Below are 16970 nucleotides of genomic sequence, written 5' to 3' on the forward strand. Positions count from 1 at the left end.
AGAACATGACTGTAACGACTTTTTCCGAACTTGAACTCGATGAAAGCCTGCTCAATGCCCTTGAGAGCAAAGGCTTTACACGCCCGACCGCCATTCAGGCCGCGGCCATTCCGCCTGCGCTTGAGGGCCGCGATGTGCTCGGTTCTGCGCCAACCGGCACGGGGAAGACAGCAGCCTACTTGCTGCCTGTGTTGCAGCATTTGCTCGACTTTCCGCGTAAAAAATCAGGCCCGCCGCGCATTTTGATCCTGACCCCGACCCGTGAACTGGCGATGCAGGTTGCCGAACACGCGCGTGAGCTGGCGGCGAACACCCATCTGGATATCGCGACCATCACCGGCGGCGTAGCGTATATGAACCACGCCGAAGTGTTCAGCGAAAACCAGGATATCGTTGTCGCGACGACGGGCCGTCTGCTGCAATACATAAAAGAAGAGAACTTCGACTGCCGCGCGGTGGAAACGCTGATTCTCGATGAAGCTGACCGCATGCTGGACATGGGCTTTGCCCAGGATATCGAACACATCGCGGGTGAAACGCGCTGGCGTAATCAGACAATGCTGTTCTCGGCAACCCTTGAAGGGGATGCCATTAAAGATTTCGCCGAACGTCTGCTGGAAGATCCGGTGGAAGTGTCCGCTACGCCATCGACCCGTGAGCGTAAGAAGATCCACCAGTGGTACTACCGCGCAGATAACCTTGAGCATAAGGTTGAGTTGTTGAAACACCTGCTGAAGCAGGAAGAGGCAACCCGTACCATCGTCTTCGTACGCAAACGTGAGCGCGTGCATGAGCTGGCAGAAATGCTGCGCAACGCCGGCATTAACAACTGCTATCTCGAAGGTGAAATGGCGCAGGTTAAGCGAACCGAAGGGATTAAGCGCCTGACCGATGGCCGCGTGAATGTGCTGGTTGCCACCGATGTTGCCGCGCGCGGGATCGACATCCCGGACGTGAGCCACGTAATCAACTTTGATATGCCGCGCAGCGGTGATACTTACCTGCACCGTATTGGTCGTACCGGCCGTGCGGGCCGCAAAGGTATTGCTATCTCTCTGGTAGAAGCGCACGACCATTTGCTGCTACAGAAAATTGGCCGCTACGTTGAGGAGCCGCTGAAAGCTCGCGTGATTGACGGGCTTCGTCCGACCACACGTGCGCCGAGTGAAAAAATGACGGGTAAACCGTCCAAGAAAGCGCTCGCGAAACGTGCTGAGAGAAAAGAGAAAGAAAAAGAGAAGCCGCGCGTTAAACAGCGCCACCGCGATACCAAAAATATTGGTAAGCGCCGTAAGCCAAGTTCTGCTGCGCCAGAGACAAAAACGGAAGAGTAAAAAAAAGCCGGGATATTCCCGGCTTTTTTATTCCACCCCCGAGGCTGAAACCTTACAGGCTTTCAGTAAAGGTACGCGCGATAACGTCGCGCTGCTGTTCCGGGGTCAGAGAGTTGAAACGCACCGCATAGCCAGACACACGGATGGTCAGCTGCGGGTATTTTTCCGGATGCTCAACGGCATCCATCAGCGTTTCGCGACGCAGGACGTTAACGTTCAGGTGCTGACCGCCTTCCACGCGTACTTCTGGTTGCACTTGCATTGGAATTTCACGGTATTCAATTTCGCCCAGTTTGCTCACCGGAACGATTTCGTCTTCCGCAAAACCTGCTTTCGCTACTACACAGCGCGCTTCGTTTTTCTCGCTGTCCAGCAGCCAGAAAGAGTTCAGCAGATCGTCATTTGCAGCTTTAGTAATCTGGATACCTGTAATCATGTGTTGCCTCCCTTAGGCTACATTAACTGATGCTGGCCTTTTGCGGCCAATTGGTAAAACCATTGTTTGTTGTGTGTATATATAACATTCAGACCCGGGTGATTTATTGATTTAAATCAACAAAACCACCAACCACACAAAGAGTGTGGTCTGTATTTTTTGTTTTAGATCAATTTTAAAGGTTTACCAATTCAACTTATCCTGCCTGGTTTTCAACATAAATTGAGACACTTAGCCTGCTTTTCAGCGGGTAATTTTGCTCATTGGGGTTTAACAGGTAAGCTAGACACAGAATGAGATTCGCAGGAGAGCGAGATGACAACACCTTTAACCTGGCATGACGTGCTGGCAGAAGAGAAGCAGCAGCCCTATTTTATTAACACCCTCAGTACCGTTGCGGCTGAACGGCAGGCCGGCCAGACAATTTATCCGCCGCAGAAAGATGTGTTTAACGCCTTCCGCTACACCGAACTGAGTGATGTAAAGGTGGTTATCCTGGGGCAGGATCCGTACCACGGCCCCGGGCAGGCTCACGGACTGGCATTTTCCGTGCGTCCGGGCGTGGCCATCCCCCCTTCTCTGCTAAATATGTATAAAGAGCTGGAAGGAACGATTCCGGGTTTTACCCGCCCTAATCACGGTTATCTGGAAAGCTGGGCGCGCCAGGGCGTGCTGTTGCTGAATACCGTATTAACCGTCCGGGCGGGTCAGGCACACTCCCACGCCAGTCTGGGATGGGAAACCTTTACCGATAAGGTTATCAGCCTGATCAATGAGCATCGTGAAGGCGTCGTGTTTTTACTCTGGGGTTCGCATGCCCAAAAGAAAGGGGCGATTATCGATCGTCAGCGTCATCACGTGCTGAAGGCACCGCACCCGTCGCCGCTGTCTGCGCATCGCGGTTTCTTTGGCAGTAATCATTTTGTTCTGACGAATGAGTGGCTGGAAAAGCGTGGCGAAAAGCCGATTGACTGGATGCCTGTGTTACCGGCAGAGAGCGAGTAGGGTTTGAATGTGCCGGGTCAGGCCCGGCACATAAAAGGCTTATGCCTTGTTCTGACGCCACCATTCCGCCAGCAGCACGCCGGTCGCAACGGATACGTTCAGGCTTTCAACGTTGCCTGTGCCGTCGATAGAGACGCTCAGGTCAGCGCTGGAGAGTGCCGCATCAGACAGACCATCACGCTCCTGACCTAACACCAGCACCATTTTGCGCGGCAGCGTCGCTTTAAACAGCGGCGTAGCGGCACGGCTTGAGGTGGTGACAATGGTGTAGCCCGCTTTACGGAATTGCTCCAGGGCTTCCAGCACGCTGTCGCCGGTAATCGGCTGAACATGCTCTGCACCGCCTTCCGCAGTACGAATCGCCGCACCGGATTCCAGCAGCGCGGCATCCTGCAACAGAACGCCTTTCACGCCAAAGTGCGCGCAGCTACGCATCATAGCGCCCAGGTTATGCGGGTTACCCACATCTTCCAGCGCCAGCACGCAGTCATCGGCATCCGCCTGGCTGACCCACTGCTGCACGGTAGTGCCGTTACGTTTTTTGATCAGGAAGCAGACGCCGCCGTGGTGTTCAGTCCCGGACGCTTTTGTCAGCTCGGCATCGTCAACCACGTGATAGGCTTTGCGGTTCGCCGCCATCCAGCGCAGCGCTTCTTTGAAGCGCGGGGTCACGCTCTGAATAAACCATGCACGAACGATACACTCCGGGCGGCTCTGGAACAGGGCCTGACAGGCGTTCTCACCGTAGACACGGGTCTCTTCCGCACGCTGACGACGCAGCACTTCCGGATCGATAAAGCTTTTTCCGCTGATACCGCCGTGATCGGCTTTTTCGGTCACCTCTTCACCGGGCGCGCGCGAAACGGTACGCCATGGCGATCCACCGTCACGGACAACATCATCGCGTTTGCGATCGTCACGCTTACGGTCATCACGTTTGCGGTCATCGCCGCGGTTATTTCTGTCATCGCGGGCGGGGCGACGGCCACCGTCTGCACGAGAAGACGCCGGACGCCCGCCACCTTTTCCGGTACGCGGATTTTGGGTGCGTTTATCAGAGTCATCATCACTGCGGACATACATCACTTTGACCTTGCCGCTTTTGTTTTTCATTTCGTCGTTCATGCTTTTCTCCACCAGCGCTGCGCGAAGCGCGCAGATTACCCGATGTGCAAGCTCATAGCCATAATTTCGTACAAAAGCCTGTGACTATTGTTCCCATTGAATAAAACGCATTGTCGTTTCATACAAGCTCACTGATAATATGTAACATATCAGAAACATTATCGGCGTTCTGCCGTTGTTCCACGGCTCTATCAGAGGTTAGTTATGAATACCGTATGTGCCAACTGTCAGGCTGTAAACCGCATTCCGGACGACCGGGTGGATGACGGTGCGAAATGCGGGCGTTGTGGCCACGAATTATTTGATGGCGATGTCATTAACGCGACGGGTGCTACGCTGGACAAACTCCTCAAGGACGATCTGCCTGTTGTGGTCGATTTCTGGGCACCGTGGTGCGGCCCCTGCCGTAACTTTGCGCCCATCTTCGAAGACGTGGCTGAAGAGCGCAGCGGGAAAATGCGTTTTGTCAAAGTGAATACCGAAGCGGAACGTGAACTCAGCGCCCGTTTTCGCATTCGCAGCATTCCAACCATTATGATTTTCAAAAATGGTGAAGTGATCGATATGCTCAATGGTGCAGTACCGAAAGCGCCTTTCGACAGCTGGTTAAACGAATCCCTGTAACATTCGCGGGGCATACCTTGTGCCCCGTTCGCTCCTCTGCGAAAATGAGGTTTTTCCTGCCTTTTCGCCCATGACTGATAACGCTGTACTTCAATTACGCGCCGAGCGCCTTGCGCGCGCCACCCGCCCTTTTCTGGCCCGAGGCAATCGTATTCGCCGCTGCCAGCGCTGCCTTTTACCGCTGAAAGTGTGTCTGTGCGAAACGCTTGCACCGAGCGAGGCGAAAAGCCGCTTTTGTCTGGTCATGTTCGATACCGAACCGATGAAGCCCAGCAACACGGGGCGTTTGATCGCCGATATTCTGCCCAACACCGCAGCGTTTCAGTGGTCGCGCACTGAGCCACCTCAGGCTCTGCTCGACCTGGTGGCAAGCCCGGACTATCAGCCCATGGTCGTTTTCCCGGCATCATATGCAGGCGAACAACGTCAGGTGCTTACGGCGCCACCATCCGGTAAGCCGCCGCTGTTTATTATGCTCGACGGCACCTGGACCGAAGCGAGAAAGATGTTTCGCAAAAGCCCTTACCTTGATGCGCTGCCGGTGATTTCCGTCGATCTGTCGCGCGTTTCGGCCTATCGCTTGCGTGAAGCGCATGCCGACGGTCAATATTGCACCGCTGAAGTCGCTATTGCGCTACTGGATCTGGCGGGCGATACCCAGGCAGCCGGCGCGCTGGGCTCCCACTTCTCCTGCTTCCGTGAACGTTATCTTGCGGGAAAAACCGTTCATAAGGGTAGCGTCACAGCAACAGAGACAGAAAGCGTTTAAAATCATCAGGTCGCTTGCATTCACGGGAGGCCTGCATGAGCCAGAGAGGGTTAGAAGCGCTACTCCGTCCGAAATCCATTGCCGTTATTGGCGCCTCGATGAAACCGGACCGCGCAGGGTATCTGATGATGCGTAACCTGCTGGCTGGCGGGTTTAACGGCCCGGTCATGCCCGTTACGCCCGCTTATAAGGCGGTACAGGGGGTACTGGCGTGGCCGGATGTGCAGAGCCTGCCTTTCGTTCCCGACCTCGCCGTGCTCTGTACGCATGCGAAACGAAACCTCGAACTGCTTGAGTCGCTCGGTCAGAAAGGCTGTAAAACCTGCATTATTCTTTCCTCGCCTCCTGAACAGCAGCCCGAACTGCTGGCCTGCGCCAGCCGCTACCAGATGCGCATTCTTGGTCCAAACAGCCTCGGTCTGCTTGCGCCCTGGCAAGGGCTGAATGCCAGTTTTTCCCCGGTTCCGATCCGCAAAGGCAAACTGGCCTTTATTTCGCAGTCGGCTGCGGTATCCAATACCATCCTCGACTGGGCGCAGCAGCGTGAGATGGGCTTTTCCTACTTCATCGCTTTGGGCGACAGCCTGGACATTGACGTCGATGAGCTGCTGGATTTCCTGGCGCGTGACAGCAAAACCAGCGCTATCCTGCTCTACCTTGAACACCTGAGCGACGCCCGTCGTTTTGTGTCGGCGTCGCGTAGCGCATCGCGAAATAAACCGATACTGGTCATCAAAAGCGGGCGCAGCCCCGCGGCTCAGCGCCTGCTACATTCCCGTTCCGGGATGGATCCCGCATGGGATGCAGCGATCCAGCGCGCCGGTTTACTGCGGGTACAGGATACGCACGAGCTTTTTTCCGCCGTCGAAACGTTAAGCCACATGCGCCCCCTGCGCGGTGAAAAGTTGATGATTGTCAGCAACGGTGCCGCTCCCGCCGCCCTGGCGCTGGACGAGCTCTGGCTACGCAACGGCAAGCTGGCCACTCTGGGTGAAGAGACGCTACAGCGCCTGCGGGACGCGTTACCGGGAAGCGTTGTTCCCGATAATCCCCTCGATTTGCGCGATGATGCCAGCAGCGATCGTTACATTAAGGCGATCACGATTTTGCTCGATAGCCAGGACTTTGATGCACTGATGATTATCCATTCGCCCAGCGCGGTTGCGCCAGGCAGCGAAAGTGCGCGTGCGCTGATTGAGGCAGTCCGAAAACATCCCCGCGGCAAATACGTTACCCTGCTGACCAACTGGTGCGGCGAGTTCTCCTCCCAGGAGGCACGGCGTCTGTTTAGTGAAGCCGGGTTGCCAACCTACCGTACCCCGGAGGGCACCATTACCGCGTTTATGCATATGGTTGAATACCGCCGCAACCAGAAGCAGCTGCGTGAAACGCCTGCCCTGCCGGGCAATCTCACCGCAAATTCAGTGGATGTGCACAGGCTTTTGCAGCAGGCCATCGAAGAGGGCGCCACTTCTCTTGATACACATGAGGTACAACCCATTCTTGGCAGCTATGGGATGCAAACCCTGCCCACCTGGATTGCCGGCGACAGCGCTGAGGCGGTACATATCGCTGAGCAGATTGGTTATCCGGTCGCGCTGAAGCTGCGCTCTCCCGATATTCCGCACAAATCGGATGTGCAGGGCGTCATGCTGTATCTGCGCACCGCGACAGAAGTACAACAGGCCGCGGATGCCATTATCGATCGCGTAAAAATGACGTGGCCACAGGCCCGGATCCACGGCCTGCTGGTGCAGAGCATGGCCAACCGTGCAGGTGCGCAGGAGCTGCGCGTGGTTGTCGAACACGATCCGGTTTTTGGTCCGCTCATTATGCTGGGTGAAGGCGGCGTTGAGTGGCGGCCAGAAGAACAGGCGGTTGTCGCGCTTCCTCCTCTAAACATGAACCTGGCGCGTTATTTGATTATTCAGGCCATCAAAAGCAAAAAAATCCGCGGGAGAAGCGCTCTGCGGCCGCTTGATATCGCCGGGTTAAGCCAGTTTCTGGTGAAGGTCTCCAACCTCATTGTTGACTGTGCGGAGATCCAGCGCCTGGATATCCACCCCCTTCTTGCCTCCGGAAATGAATTTACCGCGCTGGACGTGACGCTGGATATTGCGCCCTTTATCGGTGATCGGGAAAGCCGTCTCGCCATTCGTCCTTATCCTCTTCATCTGGAAGAGTGGGTGGAGATGAAAAATGGGGAACGGGCGCTGTTTCGCCCTATCCTGCCGGAAGACGAGCCGCTGCTGCGGGCGTTCATCTCGCAGGTGACGAAGGAAGATTTGTACTATCGCTATTTCAGCGAAATCAATGAATTTACCCACGACGATTTAGCCAATATGACCCAGATCGACTACGATCGAGAAATGGCGATTGTGGCGGTCCGCCGTTCCGGAGCGGGAGAGGAGATCCTCGGCGTGACGCGTGCCATTTCCGACCCGGATAATGTGGATGCGGAGTTTGCCGTACTGGTGCGTTCCGATCTTAAGGGTTTGGGGTTGGGCAGACGGCTGCTCGAAAAACTCATTGGTTATACGCGCGATCACGGATTGTCACGCCTGAATGGCATTACTATGCCAAACAATCGGGGTATGGTGACCCTGGCGCGGAAGCTCGGTTTTGACGTTGATATCCAGCTGGATGAAGGCATTGTCTCTCTGTCCCTCAGCCTGATTTCGACGGATAAACAAGAGTAAGCTGCTGGAAATGTTACCCACTTTTCGCGGCACTGGGGTATCATTGTCCGCTTATGTTGTTTGCCTGGTACAGACAACCCTTCAATGAACAGAGAAGAAACGCACTGTGATGTTGTCAAAATTTAAGCGTAATAAACATCAACAACACCTTGCTCAACTACCGAAGATTTCTCAGTCAGTTGATGATGTAGAGTTCTTTTATGCTCCCGCTCATTTCCGGGAGACGCTTCTTGAAAAGATTGCCAGCGCTACGCGACGTATTTGTATTGTGGCGCTCTATCTTGAACAAGATGAAGGTGGGCGTGCGATCCTGAACGCGCTCTATGAAGCGAAACGTCAGCGTCCGGAACTGGATGTTCGCGTGCTGGTTGACTGGCACCGCGCTCAGCGCGGCCGTATTGGTGCGGCTGCCTCGAATACCAATGCTGACTGGTATTGCCGCACGGCCCAGGAAAATCCGGGTATTGATATCCCGGTGTATGGCGTACCGGTGAATACCCGTGAAGCGCTTGGCGTTCTTCATTTTAAAGGATTTATCATTGATGACAGCGTCCTTTATAGCGGTGCCAGCCTGAATGATGTGTATCTCCATCAGCTCGATAAATACCGTTACGATCGCTACCATCTGATCCGCAATCCGCAGATGGCCGACATCATGTTCAACTGGGTTGATAAAAACCTGGTTCATGGCCGGGGTGTGCACCGTCTTGACGATCCTCATCGTCCGAAAAGCCCGGAAATCAAAAACGACGTTCGCTCCTTCCGCCAGGAACTGCGCGATGCGGTTTATCGTTTTCAGGGGGATGCCAGTAATGAAGAACTGTCCGTTACGCCTCTGGTAGGCCTGGGAAAATCCAGCCTGCTGAACAAGACCATCTTCCATTTGATGCCGTGCGCGGAGCATAAGCTCACCATCTGCACCCCGTACTTCAACCTTCCCGCCGTTCTGGTGCGTAATATCATTCAGCTGCTGCGTGATGGTAAAAAGGTGGAAATTATTGTCGGGGATAAAACGGCAAATGACTTTTTCATTCCGGAAGATCAACCTTTCAAGATCATCGGCGCACTGCCTTATCTCTATGAGATTAACCTGCGCCGCTTCCTGAGCCGTTTACAGTACTATGTGAACACGGACCAGCTGGTTGTGCGTCTCTGGAAAGATGAAGACAACAGCTATCACCTCAAAGGAATGTGGGTGGATGATGAGTGGATGCTGCTGACCGGTAATAATCTCAACCCACGCGCCTGGCGTCTGGATCTGGAAAACGCCATCCTTATTCACGATCCTCAGCATGCGTTAGCCGCGAAACGCGATCGTGAGCTGGAGCTTATACGCACGCATACTACAGTGGTTCGTCATTATCGCGATCTGCAAAGCATCGCTGATTATCCGGTGAAAGTTCGCAAGCTGATTCGCCGTCTACGTCGGATCCGTATCGACCGCCTCATCAGCCGCATTCTGTAATACACGAGCCCTGTCATCGACGGGGCTTTTTTATGGAGTCTGTTAATGCGTACGCCTTTCCTGATAATCCCTCTTTTCCTGACCGGTTGCAGCCATATGGCTAATGATAACTGGTCGGGTCAGGATAAAGCTCAACACTTTCTGGCGTCTGCAATGTTGTCCGCTGCGGGTAATGAATATGCGCTGCACCAGGGTTATAGCCGGGATCGAAGTGCCACAATGGGGCTGATGTTCTCCATCAGCCTGGGGGCATCAAAAGAACTTTGGGATAGCCGCCCCTCGGGAAGCGGCTGGAGCTGGAAAGATTTTGCCTGGGATGTAGCCGGGGCAACAACCGGCTACGCCGTCTGGCAGATGGCGCATTATTAAAGGCGGATCCCTTTTCCTTTACGATGCAGCATCAGGGAGACAATAAACGCCAGCGCCCCCATGATGGTGACATACCAGAAAAAGGTCGATTCACTGCCCCATGACTTAAGGGATAGCGCGACATACTCTGCCGAACCGCCGAACAGGGCGTTAGCGACCGCATAAGAGAGGCCTACGCCCAGCGCCCTCACCTGTGCGGGAAACATTTCTGCTTTCAAAATGCCACTGATTGCCGTGTAAAAACTAATAATAATAAGTGCCACCATAATCAAAGCGAAAGCGGCATACGGAGAGGTTGTATGCTGTAGCGCCGTCAAAAGCGGAACAGTCCCCAGGGTGAGCATGCCACCAAAGATCAGCATGGAGGTGCGGCGACCTATTTTGTCCGACAGCGCGCCAACAATCGGCTGGATGAGCATAAAGACCAGTAACGCCACCGTCATGACGACACTCGCAACGTTAGCATGCATGCCCGTGGTGTTGACCAGATATTTTTGCATATAGGTGGTGAAGGTATAGAAGCTTAGCGAGCCTGCGGCGGTAAAGCCTAATACCATCAAAAACGCTTTGCGGTTTCGCCACAGCCCTTTCATCGAACCGGCTTCTTTCAGCGCCCTGACCTCCTGCTGGGAGGTTTCATCAAGCTGACGGCGTAACCACAGCGCCACAACCGCCAGGGCAGCCCCCAGGGCAAACGGGATGCGCCAGCCCCAGGCGCGTAAATCTTCATCGCTAAGGATTTGTTGAAGGATCACCACAACCAGTAACGCCAGCAGCTGACCGCCAATGAGGGTTACATACTGGAATGATGCATAGAAACCTTTGCGCCCTTCAACAGCTACTTCGCTCATGTATGTCGCGCTGGTGCCATATTCGCCACCCACTGACAGCCCCTGGAACAGGCGTGCCAGCAGCAACAACGCCGGTGCCCATGTTCCGATAGTGTCATATCCGGGAAGGCAGGCAATCACCAGCGAGCCGACGCACATCATGCACACGGAGATGAGCATGGATGTCTTGCGCCCTTTCCTGTCCGCGATCCTGCCGAACAGCCATCCGCCAATGGGACGCATCAGGAACCCGGCGGCAAAAACGCCTGCGGTTTGCAGAAGCTGCGTTGTGGTGTTCCCTGACGGGAAGAAGATATGTGCAAAGTAGAGTGAACAAAATGAATAGACGTAAAAATCAAACCACTCTACAAGGTTCCCCGATGAAGCTCCAACGATTGCCCAAACCCGACGGCGAGTATCCTTGCCTGCTAAACTTGTGTTATCCGTATCTGCACTGGCTACGGTTTCTGTCATTTTAAAATCCCCTGTCTCACATTGCGGGCCATTGCCCACAAACAGTAAAACCGGATTTAAAACGAATCGTTAGGTAAATAAAATGTTTCCAATATGTTTCATTGGATTTTGTGAACTCGATCTGGTATCGAATTATTAGCGGACGTAGTAATTATCCCCACGCTTGCTGGTGAGCCTTTTTTCGCTGCAAATAATCTTCATCAGCACGAATTTTATCCCACCACGTTTTGAACACCGCAGCGGCTTCTGCTTTTACTGGATCGTGATCGAGGGGTTTGACCTGGCGATTCTCATCATACTTTTTTCCGCCTTTATGATTGGCGTATCGTCGGGCACGGGTGTATCCCATCTGAATGAATTTACGCGCCATATCCATACCTACAAAATCGTTATTCCTGCGGTACTCTTCAAAGAGGGCGTAGATCTCTTCTGCCGAACGCGCTGCGACTTCAGCATTTTTATAACGCCAGTGCGGCAGGATTTCGCTTTTATAAGGCTCGACCATCAATACGCCCTGCTCACCCCGGCCAACCTGATACCGTTCGGGATGTTCGCGAAAATTAATATTGGCAAAATCTTGTTGATAATCAAAGGGACGAGTCAAAGCGGCACCATTGTTAAAATTGTTTTAACAATTGTAGGCCGGATAAGGGGAAGCCACCATCCGGCATGTTTTCCACGTACAAAGCAAAAAACCCCGCACCTTACGGTACGGGGTTCTTCTTAATTGATGCCTGGCAGTTCCCTACTCTCACATGGGGAGCCCCCACACTACCATCGGCGCTACGGCGTTTCACTTCTGAGTTCGGCATGGGGTCAGGTGGGACCACCGCGCTAAAGCCGCCAGGCAAATTCCTGTGCTCTGTCCTGTGTCTTTCGCACTGATACTGCGTTGGCTGCTCTCGTAAAGTCAGTCACATACCTCAGTATGCTCCTTCCTTTCCTTCGTTTGCCGCCTTGTCTCAGCGCAAAATCCTTCGGACTCTGAATCTAAGCTGAAAATCGTGTCTGTCTCTTCGCCAAAACACCTTCGGCGTTGTAAGGTTAAGCCTCACGGTTCATTAGTATCGGTTAGCTCAACGCATCGCTGCGCTTACACACCCGACCTATCAACGTCGTCGTCTTCAACGTTCCTTCAGGAGACTTAAAGTCTCAGGGAGAACTCATCTCGGGGCAAGTTTCGTGCTTAGATGCTTTCAGCACTTATCTCTTCCGCATTTAGCTACCGGGCAGTGCCATTGGCATGACAACCCGAACACCAGTGATGCGTCCACTCCGGTCCTCTCGTACTAGGAGCAGCCCCCCTCAATTCTCCAGCGCCCACGGCAGATAGGGACCGAACTGTCTCACGACGTTCTAAACCCAGCTCGCGTACCACTTTAAATGGCGAACAGCCATACCCTTGGGACCTACTTCAGCCCCAGGATGTGATGAGCCGACATCGAGGTGCCAAACACCGCCGTCGATATGAACTCTTGGGCGGTATCAGCCTGTTATCCCCGGAGTACCTTTTATCCGTTGAGCGATGGCCCTTCCATTCAGAACCACCGGATCACTATGACCTGCTTTCGCACCTGCTCGCGCCGTCACGCTCGCAGTCAAGCTGGCTTATGCCATTGCACTAACCTCCTGATGTCCGACCAGGATTAGCCAACCTTCGTGCTCCTCCGTTACTCTTTGGGAGGAGACCGCCCCAGTCAAACTACCCACCAGACACTGTCCGCAACCCGGATTACGGGTCTACGTTAGAACACCAGCCATTAAAGGGTGGTATTTCAAGGTTGGCTCCACGCAGACTGGCGTCCACGCTTCAAAGCCTCCCACCTATCCTACACATCAAGGACCAGTGTTCAGTGTCAAGCTATAGTAAAGGTTCACGGGGTCTTTCCGTCTTGCCGCGGGTACACTGCATCTTCACAGCGAGTTCAATTTCACTGAGTCTCGGGTGGAGACAGCCTGGCCATCATTACGCCATTCGTGCAGGTCGGAACTTACCCGACAAGGAATTTCGCTACCTTAGGACCGTTATAGTTACGGCCGCCGTTTACCGGGGCTTCGATCAAGAGCTTCGCGTTGCCGCTAACCCCATCAATTAACCTTCCGGCACCGGGCAGGCGTCACACCGTATACGTCCACTTTCGTGTTTGCACAGTGCTGTGTTTTTAATAAACAGTTGCAGCCAGCTGGTATCTTCGACTGATTTCAGCTCCGCCCGCAGGGGCTTCACCTACACATCAGCGTGCCTTCTCCCGAAGTTACGGCACCATTTTGCCTAGTTCCTTCACCCGAGTTCTCTCAAGCGCCTTGGTATTCTCTACCTGACCACCTGTGTCGGTTTGGGGTACGATTTCGTGTTACCTGATGCTTAGAGGCTTTTCCTGGAAGCAGGGCATTTATCACTTCAGCACCGTAGTGCCTCGTCATCACACCTCAGCGTTAACAAGGTACCGGATTTACCTGGAACCTCCGCCTACATGCTTAAACCGGGACAACCGTCGCCCGGCTGACATAGCCTTCTCCGTCCCCCCTTCGCAGTAACACCAAGTACAGGAATATTAACCTGTTTCCCATCGACTACGCCTTTCGGCCTCGCCTTAGGGGTCGACTCACCCTGCCCCGATTAACGTTGGACAGGAACCCTTGGTCTTCCGGCGAGCGGGCTTTTCACCCGCTTTATCGTTACTTATGTCAGCATTCGCACTTCTGATACCTCCAGCATGCCTCACAGCACACCTTCAACGGCTTACAGAACGCTCCCCTACCCAACAACACATAGTGTCGCTGCCGCAGCTTCGGTGCATGGTTTAGCCCCGTTACATCTTCCGCGCAGGCCGACTCGACCAGTGAGCTATTACGCTTTCTTTAAATGATGGCTGCTTCTAAGCCAACATCCTGGCTGTCTGTGCCTTCCCACATCGTTTCCCACTTAACCATGACTTTGGGACCTTAGCTGGCGGTCTGGGTTGTTTCCCTCTTCACGACGGACGTTAGCACCCGCCGTGTGTCTCCCGTGATAACATTCTTCGGTATTCGTAGTTTGCATCGGGTTGGTAAGCCGGGATGGCCCCCTAGCCGAAACAGTGCTCTACCCCCGAAGATGAGTTCACGAGGCGCTACCTAAATAGCTTTCGGGGAGAACCAGCTATCTCCCGGTTTGATTGGCCTTTCACCCCCAGCCACAGGTCATCCGCTAATTTTTCAACATTAGTCGGTTCGGTCCTCCAGTTAGTGTTACCCAACCTTCAACCTGCCCATGGCTAGATCACCGGGTTTCGGGTCTATACCCTGCAACTTAACGCCCAGTTAAGACTCGGTTTCCCTTCGGCTCCCCTATACGGTTAACCTTGCTACAGAATATAAGTCGCTGACCCATTATACAAAAGGTACGCAGTCACCCCATAAAGAGGCTCCCACTGCTTGTACGTACACGGTTTCAGGTTCTTTTTCACTCCCCTCGCCGGGGTTCTTTTCGCCTTTCCCTCACGGTACTGGTTCACTATCGGTCAGTCAGGAGTATTTAGCCTTGGAGGATGGTCCCCCCATATTCAGACAGGATACCACGTGTCCCGCCCTACTCTTCGAGTTCACAGCAAGTGTGCTTTCGTGTACGGGACTATCACCCTGTACCGTCGGACTTTCCAGACCGTTCCACTAACACACAAGCTGATTCAGACTCCGGGCTGCTCCCCGTTCGCTCGCCGCTACTGGGGGAATCTCGGTTGATTTCTTTTCCTCGGGGTACTTAGATGTTTCAGTTCCCCCGGTTCGCCTCGTTAACCTATGTATTCAGTTAACGATAGTGCAACGGATTGCACTGGGTTTCCCCATTCGGACATCGCCGGGTCAAGGGTTCATATCACCTCGCCGGCGCTTTTCGCAGATTAGCACGTCCTTCATCGCCTCTGACTGCCAGGGCATCCACCGTGTACGCTTAGTCGCTTAACCTCACAACCCGAAGATGTTTCACTTCTGATTGCGAAAATTTGAGAGACTCGAACACACATGAGCTGTGTGTCGTTTCAATTTTCAGCTTGATCCAGATTTTTAAAGAGCAAATATCTCAAACATGACTCGCAAGTCAGTTTTGAGATATTGAGGCAGGTGACTTTCACTCACGAACCAGCAAGTGGCGTCCCCTAGGGGATTCGAACCCCTGTTACCGCCGTGAAAGGGCGGTGTCCTGGGCCTCTAGACGAAGGGGACGTACAGTCTCAATCGCAAGACGCCTTGCTATTTACTTTTCATCAGACAATCTGTGTGAGCACTACAAAGGCAGGTTCTTTAAGGTAAGGAGGTGATCCAACCGCAGGTTCCCCTACGGTTACCTTGTTACGACTTCACCCCAGTCATGAATCACAAAGTGGTAAGCGCCCTCCCGAAGGTTAAGCTACCTACTTCTTTTGCAACCCACTCCCATGGTGTGACGGGCGGTGTGTACAAGGCCCGGGAACGTATTCACCGTGGCATTCTGATCCACGATTACTAGCGATTCCGACTTCATGGAGTCGAGTTGCAGACTCCAATCCGGACTACGACGCACTTTATGAGGTCCGCTTGCTCTCGCGAGGTCGCTTCTCTTTGTATGCGCCATTGTAGCACGTGTGTAGCCCTACTCGTAAGGGCCATGATGACTTGACGTCATCCCCACCTTCCTCCAGTTTATCACTGGCAGTCTCCTTTGAGTTCCCGGCCGGACCGCTGGCAACAAAGGATAAGGGTTACGCTCGTTGCGGGACTTAACCCAACATTTCACAACACGAGCTGACGACAGCCATGCAGCACCTGTCTCAGAGTTCCCGAAGGCACCAAAGCATCTCTGCTAAGTTCTCTGGATGTCAAGAGTAGGTAAGGTTCTTCGCGTTGCATCGAATTAAACCACATGCTCCACCGCTTGTGCGGGCCCCCGTCAATTCATTTGAGTTTTAACCTTGCGGCCGTACTCCCCAGGCGGTCGACTTAACGCGTTAGCTCCGGAAGCCACGCCTCAAGGGCACAACCTCCAAGTCGACATCGTTTACGGCGTGGACTACCAGGGTATCTAATCCTGTTTGCTCCCCACGCTTTCGCACCTGAGCGTCAGTCTTTGTCCAGGGGGCCGCCTTCGCCACCGGTATTCCTCCAGATCTCTACGCATTTCACCGCTACACCTGGAATTCTACCCCCCTCTACAAGACTCTAGCCTGCCAGTTTCGAATGCAGTTCCCAGGTTGAGCCCGGGGATTTCACATCCGACTTGACAGACCGCCTGCGTGCGCTTTACGCCCAGTAATTCCGATTAACGCTTGCACCCTCCGTATTACCGCGGCTGCTGGCACGGAGTTAGCCGGTGCTTCTTCTGCGGGTAACGTCAATCGACAAGGTTATTAACCTTATCGCCTTCCTCCCCGCTGAAAGTACTTTACAACCCGAAGGCCTTCTTCATACACGCGGCATGGCTGCATCAGGCTTGCGCCCATTGTGCAATATTCCCCACTGCTGCCTCCCGTAGGAGTCTGGACCGTGTCTCAGTTCCAGTGTGGCTGGTCATCCTCTCAGACCAGCTAGGGATCGTCGCCTAGGTGAGCCGTTACCCCACCTACTAGCTAATCCCATCTGGGCACATCCGATGGCAAGAGGCCCGAAGGTCCCCCTCTTTGGTCTTGCGACGTTATGCGGTATTAGCTACCGTTTCCAGTAGTTATCCCCCTCCATCAGGCAGTTTCCCAGACATTACTCACCCGTCCGCCACTCGTCAGCGAAGCAGCAAGCTGCTTCCTGTTACCGTTCGACTTGCATGTGTTAGGCCTGCCGCCAGCGTTCAATCTGAGCCATGATCAAACTCTTCAATTTAAAAGTTTGAT

General features: G+C 53.8%; 11 protein-coding genes, 1 tRNA gene and 3 rRNA genes. 7 read left to right on the forward strand and 8 right to left on the reverse strand.

Features of this window, described 5'->3' with window-relative positions:
* The first annotated feature begins 5 nt into the window (after window positions 1-5).
* A complete protein-coding gene (gene srmB / locus SK50_RS18845) occupies window positions 6-1334 on the forward strand; it encodes an ATP-dependent RNA helicase SrmB (protein WP_017383554.1) in 1329 nt (442 codons plus the stop codon).
* A 52-nt stretch (window positions 1335-1386) separates the two neighbouring features.
* On the opposite strand, the gene grcA is transcribed toward srmB, so the two are convergent.
* Complete coding sequence (gene grcA / locus SK50_RS18850; RefSeq protein ID WP_003860727.1) at window positions 1387-1770, reverse strand: autonomous glycyl radical cofactor GrcA; 384 nt, start codon at window positions 1768-1770, stop codon at window positions 1387-1389.
* Between the two features lie 315 nt (window positions 1771-2085).
* On the opposite strand from grcA, the gene ung reads away from it, so the two are divergent.
* On the forward strand, window positions 2086-2775 hold the full coding sequence (ung, locus tag SK50_RS18855) for a uracil-DNA glycosylase (RefSeq protein ID WP_003860729.1): 690 nt from the start codon (window positions 2086-2088) through the stop codon (window positions 2773-2775).
* A 39-nt stretch (window positions 2776-2814) separates the two neighbouring features.
* Here ung and SK50_RS18860 read toward each other — a convergent pair whose 3' ends face one another.
* Window positions 2815-3900 (reverse strand): tRNA/rRNA methyltransferase, encoded by a 1086-nt coding sequence (locus SK50_RS18860; RefSeq protein ID WP_045344820.1) that lies wholly within the window; start codon window positions 3898-3900, stop codon window positions 2815-2817.
* 204 nt (window positions 3901-4104) lie between these two features.
* On the opposite strand from SK50_RS18860, the gene trxC reads away from it, so the two are divergent.
* From trxC to SK50_RS18885, 5 genes are all read left to right on the forward strand, one after another.
* Window positions 4105-4524 carry a thioredoxin TrxC gene (gene trxC, locus SK50_RS18865; RefSeq protein WP_015572133.1) on the forward strand — a complete coding sequence of 140 codons (420 nt, stop codon included), beginning with the start codon at window positions 4105-4107 and terminating at the stop codon, window positions 4522-4524.
* Between the two features lie 70 nt (window positions 4525-4594).
* On the forward strand, window positions 4595-5293 hold the full coding sequence (gene tapT / locus SK50_RS18870; RefSeq protein WP_015572132.1) for a tRNA-uridine aminocarboxypropyltransferase: 699 nt from the start codon (window positions 4595-4597) through the stop codon (window positions 5291-5293).
* A gap of 35 nt (window positions 5294-5328) precedes the next feature.
* Window positions 5329-7992, forward strand: coding sequence for a bifunctional acetate--CoA ligase family protein/GNAT family N-acetyltransferase (pat, locus tag SK50_RS18875; RefSeq protein ID WP_032654625.1), 2664 nt, complete (start codon window positions 5329-5331; stop codon window positions 7990-7992).
* A 109-nt stretch (window positions 7993-8101) separates the two neighbouring features.
* Window positions 8102-9457: a CDP-diacylglycerol--serine O-phosphatidyltransferase gene (gene pssA, locus SK50_RS18880; protein ID WP_026094276.1), complete on the forward strand. Its 1356-nt coding sequence runs from the start codon at window positions 8102-8104 to the stop codon at window positions 9455-9457.
* Window positions 9458-9502: 45 nt separating this feature from the next.
* A complete protein-coding gene (locus tag SK50_RS18885; protein ID WP_003860739.1) occupies window positions 9503-9826 on the forward strand; it encodes a YfiM family lipoprotein in 324 nt (107 codons plus the stop codon).
* Here the strand turns inward: SK50_RS18885 and SK50_RS18890 are convergent.
* From SK50_RS18890 to SK50_RS18915, 6 genes are all read right to left on the reverse strand, one after another.
* Window positions 9823-11130: an MFS family transporter gene (locus tag SK50_RS18890; RefSeq protein WP_017383558.1), complete on the reverse strand. Its 1308-nt coding sequence runs from the start codon at window positions 11128-11130 to the stop codon at window positions 9823-9825. The two genes, SK50_RS18885 and SK50_RS18890, sit on opposite strands and share 4 nt — an antisense overlap.
* A gap of 151 nt (window positions 11131-11281) precedes the next feature.
* The gene (locus tag SK50_RS18895) at window positions 11282-11734 is read right to left on the reverse strand and encodes a DUF4385 domain-containing protein (RefSeq protein WP_017692863.1); all 453 of its coding nucleotides are present in this window, start codon (window positions 11732-11734) and stop codon (window positions 11282-11284) included.
* 128 nt (window positions 11735-11862) lie between these two features.
* Window positions 11863-11978, reverse strand: a 5S ribosomal RNA gene (gene rrf / locus SK50_RS18900).
* Between the two features lie 192 nt (window positions 11979-12170).
* Window positions 12171-15075: ribosomal RNA gene (locus SK50_RS18905) — 23S ribosomal RNA — on the reverse strand.
* Between the two features lie 182 nt (window positions 15076-15257).
* Window positions 15258-15333: transfer RNA gene (locus SK50_RS18910), tRNA-Glu, on the reverse strand.
* 84 nt (window positions 15334-15417) lie between these two features.
* Window positions 15418-16959, reverse strand: a 16S ribosomal RNA gene (locus tag SK50_RS18915).
* Together the 16S, 23S and 5S rRNA genes with 1 tRNA gene alongside form the textbook arrangement of a ribosomal RNA operon.
* Between the last annotated feature and the right edge of the window lie 11 nt (window positions 16960-16970).

The sequence above is a fragment of the Enterobacter sp. BWH64 genome, from assembly GCF_001037645.1.
Taxonomy (GTDB): Bacteria; Pseudomonadota; Gammaproteobacteria; order Enterobacterales; family Enterobacteriaceae; genus Enterobacter; species Enterobacter hormaechei_C.

Bases quoted from the DNA above. Each gene is read 5' to 3' on its own strand.
- srmB (WP_017383554.1), top strand. From the start codon at position 6: ATGACTGTAACGACTTTTTCCGAACTTGAACTCGATGAAAGCCTGCTC.
- pat (WP_032654625.1), top strand. From the start codon at position 5,329: ATGAGCCAGAGAGGGTTAGAAGCGCTACTCCGTCCGAAATCCATTGCC.
- trxC (WP_015572133.1), top strand. From the start codon at position 4,105: ATGAATACCGTATGTGCCAACTGTCAGGCTGTAAACCGCATTCCGGAC.
- grcA (WP_003860727.1), bottom strand. From the start codon at position 1,770: ATGATTACAGGTATCCAGATTACTAAAGCTGCAAATGACGATCTGCTG.
- SK50_RS18860 (WP_045344820.1), bottom strand. From the start codon at position 3,900: ATGAACGACGAAATGAAAAACAAAAGCGGCAAGGTCAAAGTGATGTAT.
- ung (WP_003860729.1), top strand. From the start codon at position 2,086: ATGACAACACCTTTAACCTGGCATGACGTGCTGGCAGAAGAGAAGCAG.
- SK50_RS18890 (WP_017383558.1), bottom strand. From the start codon at position 11,130: ATGACAGAAACCGTAGCCAGTGCAGATACGGATAACACAAGTTTAGCA.
- tapT (WP_015572132.1), top strand. From the start codon at position 4,595: ATGACTGATAACGCTGTACTTCAATTACGCGCCGAGCGCCTTGCGCGC.
- pssA (WP_026094276.1), top strand. From the start codon at position 8,102: ATGTTGTCAAAATTTAAGCGTAATAAACATCAACAACACCTTGCTCAA.
- SK50_RS18885 (WP_003860739.1), top strand. From the start codon at position 9,503: ATGCGTACGCCTTTCCTGATAATCCCTCTTTTCCTGACCGGTTGCAGC.